Origin of the sequence: Modestobacter sp. VKM Ac-2982 (assembly GCF_026967935.1) — a bacterium.
GTDB lineage: Bacteria > Actinomycetota > Actinomycetes > Mycobacteriales > Geodermatophilaceae > Modestobacter.
In genome coordinates, this window is sequence record NZ_JAPVBL010000004.1 from 126,432 (window position 1) to 142,562 (window position 16,131).

General features: G+C 74.5%; 15 protein-coding genes. 6 read left to right on the forward strand and 9 right to left on the reverse strand.

All coding sequences use genetic code 11. From position 1 onward, the window contains the following. Position 1: 1 nt before the first annotated feature. Positions 2–352, reverse strand: coding sequence for an MmcQ/YjbR family DNA-binding protein (locus tag O2W20_RS15045; RefSeq protein WP_269171370.1), 351 nt, complete (start codon positions 350–352; stop codon positions 2–4). Between the two features lie 194 nt (positions 353–546). Between O2W20_RS15045 and O2W20_RS15050 the strand changes: the two genes are divergently transcribed. Beyond that, a complete protein-coding gene (locus tag O2W20_RS15050) occupies positions 547–2,736 on the forward strand; it encodes an MMPL family transporter (protein WP_269171369.1) in 2,190 nt (729 codons plus the stop codon). Positions 2,737–2,807: 71 nt separating this feature from the next. After that, positions 2,808–4,049: a GNAT family N-acetyltransferase gene (locus tag O2W20_RS15055; protein WP_269171368.1), complete on the forward strand. Its 1,242-nt coding sequence runs from the start codon at positions 2,808–2,810 to the stop codon at positions 4,047–4,049. A 66-nt stretch (positions 4,050–4,115) separates the two neighbouring features. On the opposite strand, the gene O2W20_RS15060 is transcribed toward O2W20_RS15055, so the two are convergent. Then, positions 4,116–4,706 carry a hypothetical protein gene (locus O2W20_RS15060; protein ID WP_269171367.1) on the reverse strand — a complete coding sequence of 197 codons (591 nt, stop codon included), beginning with the start codon at positions 4,704–4,706 and terminating at the stop codon, positions 4,116–4,118. Positions 4,707–4,716: 10 nt separating this feature from the next. Continuing rightward, entirely contained in the window at positions 4,717–5,202 is a 486-nt protein-coding gene (locus tag O2W20_RS15065; RefSeq protein ID WP_269161910.1) for a ribose-5-phosphate isomerase, read from the reverse strand. 37 nt (positions 5,203–5,239) lie between these two features. On the opposite strand from O2W20_RS15065, the gene O2W20_RS15070 reads away from it, so the two are divergent. The 3 genes from O2W20_RS15070 to O2W20_RS15080 all read left to right on the forward strand — a co-directional run bounded on the left by O2W20_RS15070 (position 5,240) and on the right by O2W20_RS15080 (position 8,565). Then, on the forward strand, positions 5,240–5,917 hold the full coding sequence (locus O2W20_RS15070; protein ID WP_269171366.1) for a DUF429 domain-containing protein: 678 nt from the start codon (positions 5,240–5,242) through the stop codon (positions 5,915–5,917). Then, positions 5,914–6,669, forward strand: a complete 756-nt coding sequence (locus O2W20_RS15075) for an MBL fold metallo-hydrolase (protein ID WP_269171365.1) — start codon at positions 5,914–5,916, stop codon at positions 6,667–6,669. Before O2W20_RS15070 ends, O2W20_RS15075 begins: the two co-directional genes overlap by 4 nt. A 117-nt stretch (positions 6,670–6,786) precedes the next feature. Then, the gene (locus tag O2W20_RS15080; RefSeq protein ID WP_269171364.1) at positions 6,787–8,565 is read left to right on the forward strand and encodes a SpoIIE family protein phosphatase; all 1,779 of its coding nucleotides are present in this window, start codon (positions 6,787–6,789) and stop codon (positions 8,563–8,565) included. 6 nt (positions 8,566–8,571) lie between these two features. Here the strand turns inward: O2W20_RS15080 and O2W20_RS15085 are convergent, their stop codons facing one another. The 3 genes from O2W20_RS15085 to O2W20_RS15095 form a co-directional block, all read right to left on the reverse strand. Continuing rightward, positions 8,572–9,339, reverse strand: coding sequence for an SDR family oxidoreductase (locus tag O2W20_RS15085; protein ID WP_269171363.1), 768 nt, complete (start codon positions 9,337–9,339; stop codon positions 8,572–8,574). A 132-nt stretch (positions 9,340–9,471) separates the two neighbouring features. After that, complete coding sequence (locus O2W20_RS15090; RefSeq protein ID WP_269171362.1) at positions 9,472–10,113, reverse strand: hypothetical protein; 642 nt, start codon at positions 10,111–10,113, stop codon at positions 9,472–9,474. A 209-nt stretch (positions 10,114–10,322) separates the two neighbouring features. Next, entirely contained in the window at positions 10,323–10,988 is a 666-nt protein-coding gene (locus O2W20_RS15095) for a mycothiol-dependent nitroreductase Rv2466c family protein (protein ID WP_269171361.1), read from the reverse strand. 157 nt (positions 10,989–11,145) lie between these two features. Here O2W20_RS15095 and pepN point away from each other — a divergent pair, with 157 nt between their 5' ends. After that, positions 11,146–13,695 (forward strand): aminopeptidase N, encoded by a 2,550-nt coding sequence (gene pepN / locus O2W20_RS15100; protein ID WP_269171360.1) that lies wholly within the window; start codon positions 11,146–11,148, stop codon positions 13,693–13,695. 80 nt (positions 13,696–13,775) lie between these two features. Here the strand turns inward: pepN and O2W20_RS15105 are convergent, their stop codons facing one another. Genes O2W20_RS15105 through O2W20_RS15115 form a run of 3 tightly spaced genes read right to left on the reverse strand, consistent with a single transcriptional unit; the run spans position 13,776 to position 16,120 of the window. Continuing rightward, complete coding sequence (locus O2W20_RS15105) at positions 13,776–14,246, reverse strand: DUF5130 family protein (RefSeq protein ID WP_269171359.1); 471 nt, start codon at positions 14,244–14,246, stop codon at positions 13,776–13,778. A 58-nt stretch (positions 14,247–14,304) separates the two neighbouring features. After that, positions 14,305–14,637, reverse strand: a complete 333-nt coding sequence (ctaJ, locus tag O2W20_RS15110; RefSeq protein WP_269171358.1) for an aa3-type cytochrome oxidase subunit CtaJ — start codon at positions 14,635–14,637, stop codon at positions 14,305–14,307. 46 nt (positions 14,638–14,683) lie between these two features. Continuing rightward, entirely contained in the window at positions 14,684–16,120 is a 1,437-nt protein-coding gene (locus tag O2W20_RS15115; protein WP_269171357.1) for an amidase, read from the reverse strand. Positions 16,121–16,131: the final 11 nt, after the last annotated feature.

Below are 16,131 nucleotides of genomic sequence, written 5' to 3' on the forward strand. Positions count from 1 at the left end.
TTCAGCCGCCGGCTGCGGCATCGAAGGCCGCCCGCAGCCGGGCCGGCGCCCGCAGCCGCCAGGCCTCGGTGAGCAGCTCGGCCAGCTCAGCCCGGTCGACGGCCCCGAGCTGGACGACGACCATGCTGCTGTTGCGGTAGTGGTGCGGCACCGAGAACACCGCCGGGCGTTCCGCGGCCAGCTCGGCGTTCTCCCCGGGCGCCAGCCGGATCGCCACCCACTCCTCCGCCGGGGGCATCGACGCGAACACCTTGTCGCGCACCCGCAGGCACGCCATGTCCCAGGCTGGTCGCTCGGTGGCCTCGGGCAGGGCCAGGGCGATCGCCCGCACGTCGTCGGCGGTGGCTGGCATGGCGGCAGGGTGCCACCGGCCACCGACAGGACGCACCCCTCGTCGGGCTGACCGGCACCCCGAGATGGTGCCAGCCCGACCTCGTTCGGGGGGTCAGCGGCAACGACGTGATCATCTCGGCCCGCGAGGCTCGGTGCAGCGACGCCGCACCCGCGGCGCCCCAGCCGGAAGGCCCTGCCGTGAGCGTGCCCGTGATGACCGCCCTGCCCGACACCGCACCTCCTCCACCCACGCGGGACGGGGTCGCCGTCCGGGTGGCCCGGTGGAGCGCCACCCACCGCTGGACCGTCGTCGGGCTCTGGGTGCTCGCGGTCGCACTGGCCGTCGCGCTCGGCGGCATCACCGGCACCCAGACGCTCACCGCTGCGCAGAGCGGCAGCGGTGAGTCCGGCCGCGCCGACGTCGTCCTGGACGGCGCCGGGTTCCCCGACCCGCCGACCGAGCAGGTGCTCGTGCAGACCCGCGACGGCTCGGCGATCGGTACCGAGGGCACCGCGGCCGCCGCGGACGTCACCGCCGCCGTCCGGGAGCTGGACGAGGTGGCCGCCGTCGGCGCCCCGGTCGCCTCGGCCGACGGGACGGCGCTGCTGGTGCCGGTCACCCTCGACGTCGGGGACCGCACCGGCTCGGCCGCCGCCGCCGACGCGGTGCACCCGGTGCTGGACGCCGTCGCCGACGTGCAGGCCGAGCACCCGGAGCTGCGGGTCGTCGAGTCCGGCGGCAGCTCGCTGGACGCCGTCGTCGGCGAGCAGCTGGAGGAGGACTTCCTGCGGGCGGAGCTGCTGAGCCTGCCGGTGACGCTGGTGGTGCTGCTGGTGGCCTTCGGTGCCCTGTTCGCCGCCGGGGTGCCCCTCCTGCTCGGGCTCACCGCCGTCGGTGGCGCCCTCGGGCTGGTGTCCCTGGTCTCCCAGCTGACCCCGGTCGACGCGAGCACCTCCAGCGTCGTGCTGCTGATCGGCATGGCCGTGGGGGTGGACTACGCGCTCTTCTACGTCCGGCGGGCCCGGGAGGAACGGCGGCACGGCGCACCCACCGCGCTCGCCGTCGAGCTGGCGGCCGCCACCTCCGGGCGGGCCGTGCTCACCTCCGGCCTCGCCGTCGCGGTGGCGATGGCTGGCATGTACCTGGCCGGGAGCCCGGTGTTCACCTCGTTCGCGACCGGCACGATCCTCGTGGTGCTCGTGTCCGTGATCGGCTCGCTGACCGTGCTGCCGGCGACGCTCGCGCTGCTGGGACGGGGCATCGAGCGGCCGCGGGTCCCGCTGCTGGGCCGGCTGGTGGGCCGCTCGGACGACAGCCGGGTCTGGTCCGCGGTCGTCCGGCGGGTGGTGTCCCGGCCGCGGGCCTCGCTGGCGGTGGGGGTGGCCACGCTGCTCGCGGTGGCCGCGCCGGCGATCGGCATGGCCACCTCCAACCCCGGCATCGACGCGCTCTCCCGGGACAGCGGGGTGGTCCGGGCCCACGACGCCATCGCCACGGCCTTCCCGCAGCAGGGCAGCACCGACCAGGTCGTCGTCTGGCGCACCGACGGGCAGCGGCTGGACGTGCCCGCCGTCCAGGACGCGACCGACGAGCTGGTCGCCCGGCTGCCGGACGCCACAGCCGCCGGCGAGCTCGAGGTCAGCCCCGACGGCACGGTCGCCCGGCTGTCGGTGGCGGGCGACCGTGCGGCCGGCAGCGACGAGGCCCGGGCCGGGCTCACCCAGCTGCGCGAGGACCTCGTGCCGACCACGCTCGGTTCCGTGTCCGGCACGGCCACGGCCGTCACCGGGGCCACCGCCGGGGACGCCGACTTCAGCGACACGATGACGCAGCGGCTGCCGATCGTGATCGGGTTCGTGCTCGCGCTGACGGTCGTCGTCCTGACCGTGGCGTTCCGGTCACTGGCGGTCGCGCTGATCGCCGCCGTCCTCACCCTGCTGTCGGTGGGCGCCGCGTACGGCGTGCTGGTGCTGGTCTTCCAGTCCACCTGGGCCGAGGGCCTGCTCGGCTTCACCTCCACCGGCGCGATCGTCTCCTGGATCCCGCTGTTCCTGTTCGTGGTGCTCTTCGGGCTGTCGATGGACTACCACGTGTTCGTGGTCTCCCGGGTCCGCGAGGCCGCCCGGGCCGGCATCCCGATCCGGCTGGCGGTGACCACCGGGGTCTCCCGCTCGGCCGGGGTGGTCACCAGCGCCGCGGTGGTCATGGTGGCGGTGTTCAGCATCTTCGCGACGCTGTCGATGCTGGAGTTCAAGCAGCTGGGGGTGGGCCTGGCGGTCGCGGTGCTGATCGACGCCACCCTGGTCCGCGGGGTGCTGCTGCCGGCGGCGATGGCGGTGCTGGGCGAGCGGACCTGGTGGCTGCCGCGGTGGCTGGGCTGGCTGCCGGCCGCCAGCCACTGAGGTCCTGGTGCGCGGAGCGCACGCCCGGAACTGGTTGGCCGAGCGTCGTCCCCGGCGGGTAGACACCTCCCGTGACCGACATCGCCGACCAGCTCCGCCCGATCACCGCCGAGGAGTGGCCGCGCTTCGTCCGCGGCATGCGCACCACCTTCGGCCACGACCACTCCGGCCCGTACATGGACTCCCCGTCCCCGACGGCCGAGCTGGACCGCTCGCTCGCCCTGTTCGACGGCGAGCGGGTGGCCGCCACCTCCGGGATCTACAGCCTGGAGATGAGCGTGCCGGGCGCGGTGGTGCCGACGGCGGGCGTCACCTGGGTGACGGTCTCCCCCACCCACCGGCGGCGCGGGGTGCTGACGGCGATCATGCGGCGCCAGCTGGCGGAGGTGCACGCGGCCGGCCGCGAGCCGGTGGCGGCGCTGTGGGCCGCCGAGTGGCCGATCTACGGCCGGTTCGGGTACGCGCCGGCCGCCCGGCGGGGCGGCTGGACCGGGCTGACCGAGCGACTGCGCCTGCGGCCGGACGTCGACTGCGGCACCGGCACGGTGCGGCTGGTCGGGGACGAGGAGTTCCGGCCGGCGGCCACAGCGCTGCACGAGCAGGTGCGCCGGTCGGTGCCGGGCAACATGGCCCGGGACGAGCGCTGGTGGGAGCGGCGGCTGCACGACTCCGCCGAGCCCGCCGCCGGCGGCCCGCCCCGCCAGCTGGCGCTGCACACCGAGGCCGACGGCACGGTCACCGGCTACGCGAGCTACCGGGTGCGCGCCTCCTGGACCGACACCAGCGAGCCCGACGGCACGCTGACCGTCGAGGAGGTCCGGGCGGGCAGCCCGGCCGCCCACGCCGCCCTGTGGCACTTCTTGCTCGGGCACGACCTCATGCGCACGATCGAGTACCCGTCCGGCTCCACCGCCGACCCCCTGTCGCACCTGCTGGTGGACGGGAGGGCCTGGCACGAGCGTCCGGTCGATGCGCTCTGGCTGCGGCTGGTCGACGTGGGCGCTGCGCTCTCCGCCCGCCGGTACCCGGCTCGGCTGGACATGGTGTTCGAGGTGCGCGATCGGTTCTGTGACTGGAACGACGGGCGGTGGCACGTCTGGGGCCATCCGGCCGGTGCTTACAGTGACCGGACCGACCGCGACCCGGACCTGGTCCTGGACGTCGACGCGCTCGCAGCGGCCTACCTCGGCGGCGTCTCCCTGGCCGCCCTGCAGGCCGCCGGCCGGGTGACCGAGATCAGCCCGGGTGCGGTGACCCAGGCGTCGACGGCCTTCGGCTGGCCGGTCGCCCCCTGGTGCCCCGACGACTTCTGACGGCCCCGCTGCAGGGTCCCGCCACGAGCTCGCGAGTGGTGGGGGGCAGTGGGGTCCTTCCTCACGTCACCGGGGCTGGGTGCCGTCCCACTCCGACAGTGGGGCGCAGTGCCAGCGCCAGGAGGTGACCGGCTGCCGGCCGGGGAGCTCGCCGCGGCCGGTGGCCCAGAGCAGGGCGTCCCACGGGTCGGCGTCGGCCGGCGCCCACGGGAAGAGCCGTGCCCGGGTGGCCTCGGCCAGCCGGGACGGCGGGGTCCAGTCCAGCTGACGGTCCACGGCGACGTCGCCGGTGTGCAGCAGCAGCTCCGCACAGCCCATCCCGGCGAAGCCCGAGGCGTCGGCCAGCCCCCAGTCGTGGGCGCCGCGCTCGGCCGGGCCGGCGGCGTCGACCACCCGGGCCAGCACCTCGGCCGCGGCAGTCAACTGCAGGCAGGTCTCGGCGAGGTCGGCGTCAGGTCGGCGGACCACGTCGAAGGCACTCACCTCCACCGGCCCGGCGACCAGGTCCTGGGCGTACCAGGTCAGGCAGGAGGTGACGTGCGCGGCGACGCCGATGACGTCGGTGCCCAGCGTCGGCACCGCCGCGGCCCCGTCGGGCACCCGGGCGAACACCTGCTGTACCGCGGTGACCGCAGCGCGCAGGTCGTCCCCGGTCACCGGCGCCTGCTCACGGGTTGCGGGTGGGCAGCCCGCCGGCCGGGCGCTGGCGGTTCTGCTCGTACTCGGTGAGCAGACCGATCCGGCGGGAGTGCCGCTCCTCGCCGCTGAACGGCTCGCGCAGGTAGGTCAGCACCAGCGCGGTGGCCTCCTCCACGCTGTGCTGCCGGTTGCCCACGGCGGCGACGTTCGCGTCGTTGTGCTGGCGGGCCAGCTGGGCGGTGCTCTCGTTCCAGATGAGCGCGGCCCGGACGCCGGGCACCTTGTTCGCGGCGATCTGCTCACCGTTGCCCGAGCCCCCGATGACGATGCCGAGGCTGCCCGGCTCGGTGACGACCCGCTCCCCCACCTCGAAGCAGAACGGCGGGTAGTCGTCCTGCGGGTCGTAGTCGAAGGCCCCGCAGTCGACCGGCTCGAAGCCCTCGTCGGCGAGCACCTGCATCAGGTGGGACTTCAGTTCGAGGCCGGCGTGGTCGGTGCCGAGGAAGACGCGCATGTGCCGATCTTCGCAGCACTCCTGGCAGGCTGGCCCGGTGGCGGTGCTCGGGGTGGACGGCTGGCGCGGCGCGTGGGTCGGCGCGCTGCTCGACGGGCGGTCCGTGCGGCTGGTGGTGCTGGCCGACGCAGCCGCCGTGCTGGCGGTGCCGGACGTCGAGGTGGTGGCCGTCGACATGCCGATCGGGCTGTCCGAGGACGGGGTCCGAGCCTGTGACGTCGCGGCTGCCGAGCTCCTGCGGCCGACCGGCGCAGCCAGTTCGGTGTTCCCCACGCCGGTGCGGGCGGTGCTCGCCACCGACGACTACGCCGAGGCCCGGGTGATCTCCCGCGCGGTGACCGTGCCGCCGCGCGCGCCGTCGGCACAGGCCTTCATGCTCGTCCCCTCCATCCGGGCCCTGGACGACGCCCTGGGCGAGCCACCGACCGACCGGGTGGTCGAGGTGCACCCCGAGCTGGCGTTCCGGCTCGGCCTCGGCGGGGTCACCGACCGCAAGGGCACCGCCCGCGGCTCGGTGCAACGGCTGCGGGCCCTGCGCGCGGTGATGGACGTGGAGGAGGCGCTCGCCGAGGCACCGGCCGGCGTCCCGCTGGTCGACGCCCTCGACGCCTGCGCCGCTGCCTGGTCGGCCCAGCGGCTGGCCGCCGGCACCGCCGAGCGGGTGGGCGACGGGACGACGGACTCGCGCGGCCGGCCGATGCGGATCTGCTGGTGACCGCCGGCTGGCGGGAGATCGGTGACCGGGTGTTCGTCCGCCGGCACCGGGAGCTCGACCTGAACTGCGGGCTGGTGGTCGGCGACGGCGGCTGCCTGGTGATCGACACCCGCTGCCACCTGGGCGAGGGCCGCGCGCTGGCCGAAGCGGTCCGGGCGGTGACCCCGCACCCGTGGACGGTGGTGAACACCCACGCGCACTTCGACCACTGCTTCGGCAACGCCGCCTTCCGCCCGGCCGAGATCTGGGGGCACCGCCGGTGCGCCGAGGAGCTCGAGGCGACCGGCGAGCACCAGCGGGCCTCGGTGGTCACCGCCCTCCGGGAGGAGGGCGACCCCGCGGCCGAGCTGGTCGCCACCGCGCCCATCGACCCGCCGGACCACCTGGTCGACGACCTCGCCCGGCTCGACGTGGGCGGCCGCACCGTCACGCTGCGCCACCTCGGGCGAGGCCACACCGGCGCCGACCTGGTGGTCGCCGTGGACGACGTCCTCTTCGCCGGGGACCTGGTCGAGGACGGGTCGCCACCGGCGATGGACGACGCCTACCCGCTGGAGTGGGCGCAGACGGTGACGGCGCTGCTCGCGCTGGTGCGCGGGCCCGTCGTCCCCGGGCACGGCGGGGTGGTGGACGCCGCCTTCGTGGCCGACCAGCGCGACGAACTGCTCCAGCTGGCGACCTGGCTGGCCGACCCCGGCGCACCCCCGCCCTTCGACGAGGCCACCCGGGAGACCGCCCGCAGCCGAGCGTGAACAGCGCCTCGGAGACCAGGGACCAAAGTCCTCCCCGCGACCCGGTTGCGTGTGATGAGATTCGTGGCGCCTGATCCGAGCAGCGGCGGGCAGCCACCGCCGATCCGGAGGAGACCCGTGCCGGACCGGGCCCCTGCCCACCCGCTCCCCGACCCACACCGGGCCGGTGCCTGGGTGGAGTCGGCCGCGATCCCGCTCGTCTGCATGGACGGCGACTTCCGCTGGGTGTACGTCAACCGGGCCGCCGAGGCACTGCTGCAGGAGCGGCGGGAGGACCTGCTCGGTCGCACCCAGTGGGAGATCCACCCGCTGACCCTGGGCACCGACGTCGAACGGGCCTACCGGCACACGATGGACACCCGGGAGCCGGTGGACTTCGAGCAGTACTACCCCCCGCACGACCGGTGGTACCGGATGTCGGTGCGTCCGGCCGCCGGCGGCATGGACGTCGAGTTCCACGACGTCACCGCCGAGCGGCGCCGGGCCGTCGCACCCGCGACGTCGCCGGCGACGGTCGATGACCCCGCGGCGCTGGACCTGCTGGACCTGCTCACCGAGACCTCCGCTGCACTGAGCACCACCCTCGAGGTCGACGAGGGAGTCCGCCGGCTCGCCCGGCTGGTCGTCCCCCGGCTCGCCGACTGGGTCATCGTCAGCACGTACGACGCGACCAGCGGTGCTCTGGACGACGTCGCCGTGGTGCACCGCGACCCTGAGCTGCAGCACGCCGCCGAGGCCTACGCCGAGTCCCGGACCGGCGCCCTGGCCGCGGACTCACCGGCACGGCTGGCGATCCGCAGCGGGCGGCCGGCGGTCGTCGGCGACGGCCGGGCCGACGAACTCGACTCCTTCACCGCAGCGCTGGTGGTCACCCCGCAGGCGCAGCAGCGGCTGGCCGCCCTGCGGCCAGGCTGCGTCGCCGGCGTCCCGCTGCTCGCCGGTGGCCGCACCGTGGGTCTGCTCAGCCTGTTCCGGGACGCCGGCTCCGCACCGTGGACCACCCGCGAGCTCCGGGCCGCAACCGACGTCGCGGCCCGGGCCGGCACGGCCCTGGACAACGCGCGCCTGTTCACCCAGCAGCGGCAGGTCGCCGAGGCCCTGCAGCGCAGCCTGCTCACCGACCCACCGGAGCCCGACCACGCCGAGATCGTGGTCCGGTACCTGCCCGCCGTGCAGGCCGCGCGCGTGGGCGGTGACTGGTACGACGCCTTCATCCAGCCCGGGCGCACCACGATGGTCGTCATCGGCGACGTGGCCGGGCACGACATCGAGGCGGCGGCCGCGATGGGGCAGCTGAGGAGCCTGCTGCGGGGCATCGCCGTCTACAGCGACGCGGGACCGGCGGAGGTGCTCTCCGGGCTGGACAGCGCGATGGACGTGCTGGCCGTCGGCACCATCGCCACCGCCGCGATCGCCCGCTTCGAGCAGACCGACGAACAACGTCGGCGCGGCGTCACCTCCATGCGCTGGTCCAGCGCGGGCCACCCGCCGCCGTTGCTGCTCGACACCGACGCCCGGGTGACCACCCTGGGCAGCCGGCGCGCGGACCTGCTGCTGGGTGTCGACCCGACCACCACGCGCGCCGAGCACGTGGCGGAGCTCGACCGCGGCACGACGGTGTTCCTCTACACCGACGGGCTGATCGAGCAGCGTGGGCCGGAGGGCCCACTCGGGCTGGACGCCGGGCTGGACCGGTTGCGGGAGGCGCTGGCCGACCTGGCCCACCTGCGGCTGGGGGCGCTGTGCGACGCCGTGATCGAGCGGCTGGTGCACGGCCGCCCCGACGACGACGTCGCGCTGGTGGCGGTGCGCCTGCACCGGCAGGACCGGCCCCGCCCGGCGGAGGCCGGCCCGGGCCACGTGCCGGACGCCGTCCCCGCACCGCCGGGAGCCTGAGGGCCCTCAGGCGAGCCGACGGACCAGCGGCAGCGGCAGGACCCGCAGCAGCCCCGCGACCGGGCGCCACGGCCACTCCGGGACGTACGCGCGCACCGGCTCCCGCTCGATCGCCGCGGTCAGTGCGGTGACACCGGTCTCCAGGTCGACCGTGAACGGCCCGCGGCGGCCGGTGTTGATGTCGGTCTCGATGAAGCCCGGGTGGACGGTGGTGACCCGGATGCCGCGGGTGCGCCGGTCCCCCAGCAGGTCGGCCCGGATGCCCTCGGCGAGCACGGCGTCGGCGGCCTTGGAGGTGGCGTACGCCGTCCGGGTGCCGCCCATGCCGCGCACCCCGGCGACCGAGGAGATGACCACCAGGTGGCCGCTGCCCTGGGCGCGGAAGAGGGCGACGGCCGCCTCGCAGCAGGCGTGCGTGCCCAGCACGTTGGTGACCAGGACCTGCCGGTTCGGCCGCGCCCCGCCGGTGCCCACCGGGGTGCCCTTGCCCAGGCCGGCATTGGCGATGAACCGGTCGATGCCCCCGAGCTCCCCGGCCAGCCGGGGCACGGTCGCTGCGACGGCCTCGGGGTCGTCGACGTCCAGCTCGCCGACCACCACCCGGATGCCCGGGTGCCGGGCCAACAGCTCCTCGCGCAGCTCCGACAGCCGGTCCAGCCGCCGGGCCACCAGGACCAGGTCACGGCCGCGGGCGGCGAACTCCCGGGCCATGCCCTGACCGAGACCAGCGCTGGCACCGGTGATGAAGATCCGCTGACGAAGGGGGTGCGGCATCGGGTCATCCTGCCGCACCCACCCCCGAGGGTGGGGGGATGCTCAGCGGGTGCTGGCCGTCGACCGGGCGGCTGCGGAGCGGCCGGCCCGCACAGCTCCGGCAGGTGCTCACCCGCAGCTCGTGCCCGGATCTCAGTCCTTGGCCTTGGCCCTTGCCTCGGCCAGGACCTTGGCCAACGCCTTGGCCTGGGCCTTCGCGTTGGCCTTGGCCTTCGCGTTGCCCTTGGTCAGGCCCTTGTCCTTGACGAACGCCTTCGCCTTGGCCAGGACGAACGCCTTGGCCTTTGCCTTGGCGTCGTCCTCGTCGCCCTTCTCCGGGCCGGTCGGCTGGGACGGCGGGGTGGGTGCGGGCTCGGCCACCGTCACGGTGACCGGCGGGAAGAACTGGACCCGGTAGAAGTGATCGCAGACGCCCTCGATCGTGTACTCCCCCGGGGCCGTCCCAGGCTGGAACGACTCGTCGAAGGTGACGATGCCGTCAGGGTCGGCGTTGGCGGCGTTGGTGTCGGTGACGTCGTTCCCGTTGGTGATCTCGTACCAGACGAGGGGAAGCGATCCGTCTGCGTCGGGGAGCGATCCGACCGCGTCGGGGCCGCACCCGGTGAAGGTCACGGTGAACGGCTGCCCCGGGACGACGGTCGTGTCCGAGAGGACGGGGGTCGGCAGCGGTGCCGGTGCGGCCAGGGCTGCCGGGGCAGCGACCAGGGTGGCTGCACCGGTGACCAGGCCGGCCATGGTGACGGCGGCGACGCGGCGCGTGGACAGGGCGGACATGGAGGTCTCCGTCGCTGTTCGGCGGCCCGGTCGGCCCGGCCCGGCTGCGGCATGTCTAGTGGCTGAGCTGCGGCACGTCCAGTGCTCACCCGCCCTGGTCGACGAGTCAGGCCCGGACACGCCGACGACGGTGTCCCGGGGCGAGGACGAGACGAGCCCCACGGACGACGACGGCCGCCTCCCCGTCCGGGAGGCGGCCGTCCACGGCGTCAGCGGGTGCCGGTCAGCTCCAGGGCGTCGGCGGGCACCGAGGACATGTCCGGGCCGGAGAGGCGGGTGCGCTTGAGCTCCCAGAAGTCGGGCAGGTTGGCCAGCAGGACGGCGCCGTCGAAGGCCTTGCCGGCGTCCTCACCGGTCGGCACCTTGCTGATCACCGGACCGAAGAACGCCACGCCGTCGATGTGCATGACCGGGGTGCCGACGTCGTCGCCCACCGGGTCCATGCCCTCGTGGTGGCTCTTCTCCAGGGCCTCGTCGTACTCGGTGGAGCCGGCGGCCTCGGCCAGCTCGGCGGGAAGGCCCACGCGGTCCAGGGCCGGGGCGATGATCTCCTCGATCTCCCGGCCCTCGTGGTGCCGCAGCGTGCCCATCGCGGTGTAGAGGTCGCCGAGCACCGCGTCGCCGTGCTGCTGGGCGGCGGCCACCGCGACCCGGACCGGGCCGATCGCCTTGGCCATCATCTCCTGGTAGTCCGGTGACAGGTCGCGGCCGCGGTTGAGCACCGACAGCGACATCACGTGCCACTGCAGGTCGATGTCACGGACCTTCGCCGCCTCCAGCACCCAGCGGCTGGTGAGCCACGCCCACGGGCACAGCGGGTCGAACCAGAAGTCGACGCGGGCCTTCACGGGAGAGCTCTGCACTGCCTCGGTCATGGGTGCTCCTCAGTCTGTCGTCGGTGCTCCGGGCGGTCGCTCGCGCGCCACCCGGTCGTCTGCGCCCAACCAAGTCGGGCCGTCCCCGGCTTGTTCCCCGCCCTCCCCAGGGGCACACGGGAGGAGACCGTCGTCCCCGCATGGGAAGCTCCGGGGCGTGGCAGTTCCCAACCTGACTCGTGACGACGCCGCGGCCCGCGCCGCGCTGCTGACCGTCTCCAGCTACGACCTCTTCCTGGACGTGACCGACGGCCAGGGCCATCCCGGCGAGGAGACGTTCCGCTCGGTCACCACCATCCGGTTCGACGCCCGCACGCCCGGCGCCGACACCTTCGTCGACCTGGTGGCCGACCGGGTGCGCTGGGCGACCCTGAACGGCGTCGAGCTCGACGTCAGCGGGTACACCGCCGAGGGCGGCCTGGCCCTGCCCGGGCTCGCCGAGACCAACGAGCTGGTCGTCGACGCCGACTGCCGGTACTCCCGCACCGGCGAGGGCCTGCACCGCTTCGAGGACCCGGAGGACTCCCAGGTCTACCTCTACACGCACTTCGAGCCGGCCGAGGCCAAGCGGATGTTCGCCTGCTTCGACCAGCCCGACCTCAAGGCGACGTTCACCGTGCACGTCACCGCACCGTTCGACTGGCAGGTCATCAGCAACACCGGTGACCGCACGATCGAGGCCGGCGAGGCCGGTTCGCAGCTGGTCCACTTCACCCCGACCAAGCGGATCTCCACCTACCTGGTGGCCTTGGTCGCCGGGCCCTACGCGCGGGTCACCGACCTGCACGACGGCATCCCGCTGGGCATCTACTGCCGGGCGTCGCTGGCCCAGCACCTCGACCCGGACGCGATCTTCGCGGTCACCAAGGCCGGGTTCGACTTCTACCACCGGGTGTTCGACTACCCGTACCCGTTCGACAAGTACGACCAGCTCTTCGTCCCCGAGTTCAACGCCGGGGCGATGGAGAACGCCGGCTGCGTGACCTTCCTGGAGGACTACGTCTTCCGGTCCAAGACCAGCCGGGCGCGCTACGAGCGGCGCGCGGAGACGATCCTGCACGAGCTGGCGCACATGTGGTTCGGCGACCTGGTGACCATGCGCTGGTGGGACGACCTGTGGCTCAACGAGTCCTTCGCGACCTACATCTCCACGCTGTGCCAGGCCGAGGCCACCGAGTACACGACCGCGTGGACGACGTTCGCCAACACGGAGAAGTCCTGGGCCTACGCGCAGGACCAGCTGCCCTCGACCCACCCGATCGCGGCCGACATGGTCGACGTCGCCGCGGTGGAGGTGAACTTCGACGGGATCACCTACGCCAAGGGCGCCTCGGTGCTCAAGCAGCTGGTGGCCTACGTCGGGCAGGACGACTTCCTGGCCGGGGTGCGCCGGTACTTCCGCAAGCACGAGTACGGCAACACCACCCTCGACGACCTGCTCAGCGAGCTCTCCGAGGCATCGGGCCGGGACCTGTCGGACTGGTCGGCGCAGTGGCTGCAGACCAGCCAGGTGAACACCCTGCGTCCGGTCTACGAGCTCGACGACTCCGGCCGGTACGCCTCGTTCGCGATCGAGCAGACCGCCGTCGCCGCGCACCCCGTGCTGCGGCGGCACCGGCTGGCGGTCGGCCTCTACAGCTCCGGCCCCGACGGGCTGACCCGGTCCCATCGGGTGGAGCTCGACGTCGACGGCGCCCGCACCGAGGTGGCCGAGCTGATCGGCCACCCGGCCGCGGACCTGGTGCTGGTCAACGACGACGACCTGACCTACGCCAAGCTGCGCCTCGACGAGCGGTCGCTGGCCACGCTGCGCAGCCAGATCGGCACGATCCCCGACTCGCTGCCGCGAGCGCTGTGCTGGTCGGCGGCCTGGGACATGACCCGCGACGGTGAGCTGGCGGCCCGCGACTGGGTCCAGCTCGTGCTCGCCGGCGTCGACGCGGAGACCGAGATCAGCGTCGTCCAGTCGCTGCTCGCCCGGGTGCAGTCGGCGCTGGCGTCCTACGCCGACCCGGCCTGGGCGCCGACCGGCTGGGAGATGCTGGCCGACAAGGCGCTGGCCGCCCTGCACGGCGCGGCGCCCGGCAGCGACGCCCAGCTGCAGTGGTCGCGCACCCTCGCGGCCGCGGCCCGTGGCGACGAGCACGTGGCGGCGCTGCGGGGGCTGCTCGACGGGTCCCTGGCCGTCGAGGGCCTCACGGTCGACACCGATGCCCGCTGGGCGTTCCTGCACGGCCTGGTCGCCGTGGGGGCCGCCGGCGACGCGGAGATCGACGCGGAGGCCGAGCGGGACGCCACCGCCACCGGCGCCCGGCGGGCCGCGACCGCCCGGGCGCTGCGGCCGACGCCGGAGTCGAAGGCGGAGACCTGGGAACGGGCGTTCACCGACGAGTCCATCGCCAACGCCGTGCACGAGGCGATGGTCGCCGGCTTCTGGCACCCGGCCCAGCAGGAGCTCACCGCCCCCTACGTGGACCGGTACTTCGCCGACATCGGCGGGCTGTGGGAGCGGCGTCCCGGCGAGATCGCCAAGAACGCCGTGGAGTACCTGTTCCCGAAGGTCATCGACGAGCGGACGCTCGCGGCGGCCGACGGGTGGCTGGCCGACCAGTCCGCGCCGGCACCGCTGCGCCGGCTGGTGAGCGAGGGCCGGGACGGCGTCGCCCGCGCCCTGTGGGCGCGCAAGCGGGACGCCGCCGCCGGCTGAGAGCGGAGGCGCCGAACGCCAGCGGCCCAGGACTCGACGAGTCCTGGGCCGCTGGCGTTCAGCCCCCTGCAGGGGCGCGACTAGTGGGCGTTGCGGCGCGCGGGGTGGCCGGCGGCGTCGGACAGCTGCCGCAGCCCGTTGATGATCGCCCCGACCAGGTCGCCGGCGCCCAGCCGGCTGGTCATCGACAGGACGGCCAGGGCGCAGGCCCGGTCGGGCAGCCGGCGAGCGGCAGCCGTGCCAGTGACGATCTCCAGCACCCGCTGCCCGGGTGAGATGGCGACCAGGACGCTGTTCGTGGTGTCGCCGCCGGACCGCGCGTGCAGGTCCTCCGCGGTGGCCCGGGTGTCACTGCCCAGCTCGCCGACGTAGAGGGTGAACCGCAGCCCGGTCTCCTTGGCGGACATGGTCAGCGCCTCGTCGAGCCGGGCGAGGTCGCGGTAGCTGAACGGCCCGGAGCCGGGCTCCATGACGGAGCTGTTCCCGGTCTGATCCGTCGCGCTGGGCCCGTGCTGGTCGGCGGCGGGCTGCCGGTTGAGCTGCTGGGTCATCGGGGGGGTGTCTCCGGAGGAAGGAGGGAGCTGGGCGGCAGAGGTGCTCATGGCCCGGTCACCAGGTCCCGCGGGCGCCGCCGGCAGCGGTGCGCCGCACGGTGTCGGCCTCGGGGACGTACGGACGCTGACCGATGGCCAGCACCGAGGCGGTGGCACCCAGCCGCGGGGCCGCGTGCCCCGCCCCGGGAGCGTCCTCGGCATGGCCGCCGACCACGCCGGGGACGTCGGGGTGCGGCTCGTACCAGAGCGGTGCGTAGTCCCAGGACTGCCCGGGGCGGTACTTGGTGCGGTCCTTGCTGCGGCCGGGGAACAACGTCACCGCAGCGAACAGCAGCACGATCACCAGCGGGACGACGCCGTAGATGAGCACGGTCTCGAGCACGGACATGGTGGCAATCTACCGGGACCACCGAGCACCGGCCCGGCAGGACGGGTCACCAGAGCGCGGGGTGTCGGTGCGCCCACGGTCGCGCCTCCTCCAGCTGTGCGGACAGCGAGATGAGGGTGGCCTCGTCGGCCGGGCGGCCCACGAGCATGGTCCCGATGGGCAGCCCACCCGCCGTCCACCACAGCGGCACGCTGACCGCGGGCTGGCCGGTGACGTTGTAGACCGCCGGGAAGGCCGCGTACCGCTTCTGCCGCTCGAAGTCGGCAGCCCCGTCGCCGTCCCCGTCGAACCAGCCGACCGGCTGGGGCGGCAGCGTGCAGATGGGGGCGAGCAGCACGTCGTACCGGGTGGTGGCCTGGATGAACCGGCGGGCGAAGACCCGCAGCGTGAACATCGCCTGCATGGCGTCCCTCGCACTGAGGGCCAGCCCCCGGTCGCGGAGGAACCGGGTCAGCGGTCGCAGCCGGTCCAGCTGGGACGGTGGCACGGGCAGCGTCGTGGCCGACAACGCCCAGACCACCTCGAAGGCGGGGAAGACCTCGGGCGTGAGCGGTGCCGCCGGCAGGTCCTCGACCTCGTGGCCCAGGTCGGACAGCAGCACGGAGGCGTCCTCGAACGCCGCCCGCACCTCCGGGTCCAGATCGGCACCGGGCATGCCGGAGTCCAGGTAGCGGCCGATCCGCAACCGGCCCGGCGGGCGGTCGGCGTAACCGAGGAAGGTCTCCCCGGCCGGCGGCGGCGACGCCCAGAACGGGTCACCCAGCACCGGCCCGGCCATCGCGTCCAGCATCGCCGCGGCGTCCCGCACGGTGCGGGCCAGCGGCCCCTGGACGCCCAGGCCGGTGGTCTCACTGCTCAGCGGGCCGTTGCTCACCCGGCCGCGGCTGGGCTTGATCCCGAACAGCCCGTTGATCCCGGCGGGGATGCGGATGGAGCCGCCGCCGTCGGACCCGTGGGCGAACGGCAGCAGCCCGGCGGCCACCGCAGCAGCCGCACCGCCGCTGGAACCCCCGGCCAGGAGCGAGGGCTCCCACGGGCACCGGGCGGGGCCGGCGAGGTCGTTGTCGGTGTAGCAGGGGAAGCCGAACTCGGGGGTGTTCGTCTTGCCCAGGCTGATCGTGCCGGCGGCGGCCAGCGCGGTGACCACGGCGTCGTCGACGGTGGGCACGAAGTCGGCCAGCACCGCCGAGCCGAAGGTGGTGCGCACCCCGGCGGTGTTGGCCAGGTCCTTGATCGCGGTCGGGACGCCGTGCAGCGGCGGCAGGTCCCCGCCGGCCAGCACTGCCTGGTCGGCTGCCGCCGCCGCCGCGCGCGCCCGGTCGGGGGTGACGGTCAGGAACGCCCCGAGAGCGGTGTCCAGCGCCTCGATGCGGGCGAGGGAGTGCTCGACGAGCTCGGTCGGGCTCACCTCCTTCGCGCGGACCGCCGCCGCCTGCTCCAGCGCGGTCAGGTCGTGCAGCTGGGTGCCGGGCGAGGAGGTCACCTCCCGGACGC

Excerpts from the sequence above, each read along its gene's own strand:
- O2W20_RS15045 (WP_269171370.1), bottom strand. The coding sequence starts at position 352 with ATGCCAGCCACCGCCGACGACGTGCGGGCGATCGCCCTGGCCCTGCCC.
- O2W20_RS15050 (WP_269171369.1), top strand. The coding sequence starts at position 547 with ATGACCGCCCTGCCCGACACCGCACCTCCTCCACCCACGCGGGACGGG.
- O2W20_RS15065 (WP_269161910.1), bottom strand. The coding sequence starts at position 5,202 with ATGCGCGTCTTCCTCGGCACCGACCACGCCGGCCTCGAACTGAAGTCC.
- O2W20_RS15085 (WP_269171363.1), bottom strand. The coding sequence starts at position 9,339 with ATGCCGCACCCCCTTCGTCAGCGGATCTTCATCACCGGTGCCAGCGCT.
- O2W20_RS15090 (WP_269171362.1), bottom strand. The coding sequence starts at position 10,113 with ATGTCCGCCCTGTCCACGCGCCGCGTCGCCGCCGTCACCATGGCCGGC.
- O2W20_RS15095 (WP_269171361.1), bottom strand. The coding sequence starts at position 10,988 with ATGACCGAGGCAGTGCAGAGCTCTCCCGTGAAGGCCCGCGTCGACTTC.
- O2W20_RS15105 (WP_269171359.1), bottom strand. The coding sequence starts at position 14,246 with ATGACCCAGCAGCTCAACCGGCAGCCCGCCGCCGACCAGCACGGGCCC.
- ctaJ (WP_269171358.1), bottom strand. The coding sequence starts at position 14,637 with ATGTCCGTGCTCGAGACCGTGCTCATCTACGGCGTCGTCCCGCTGGTG.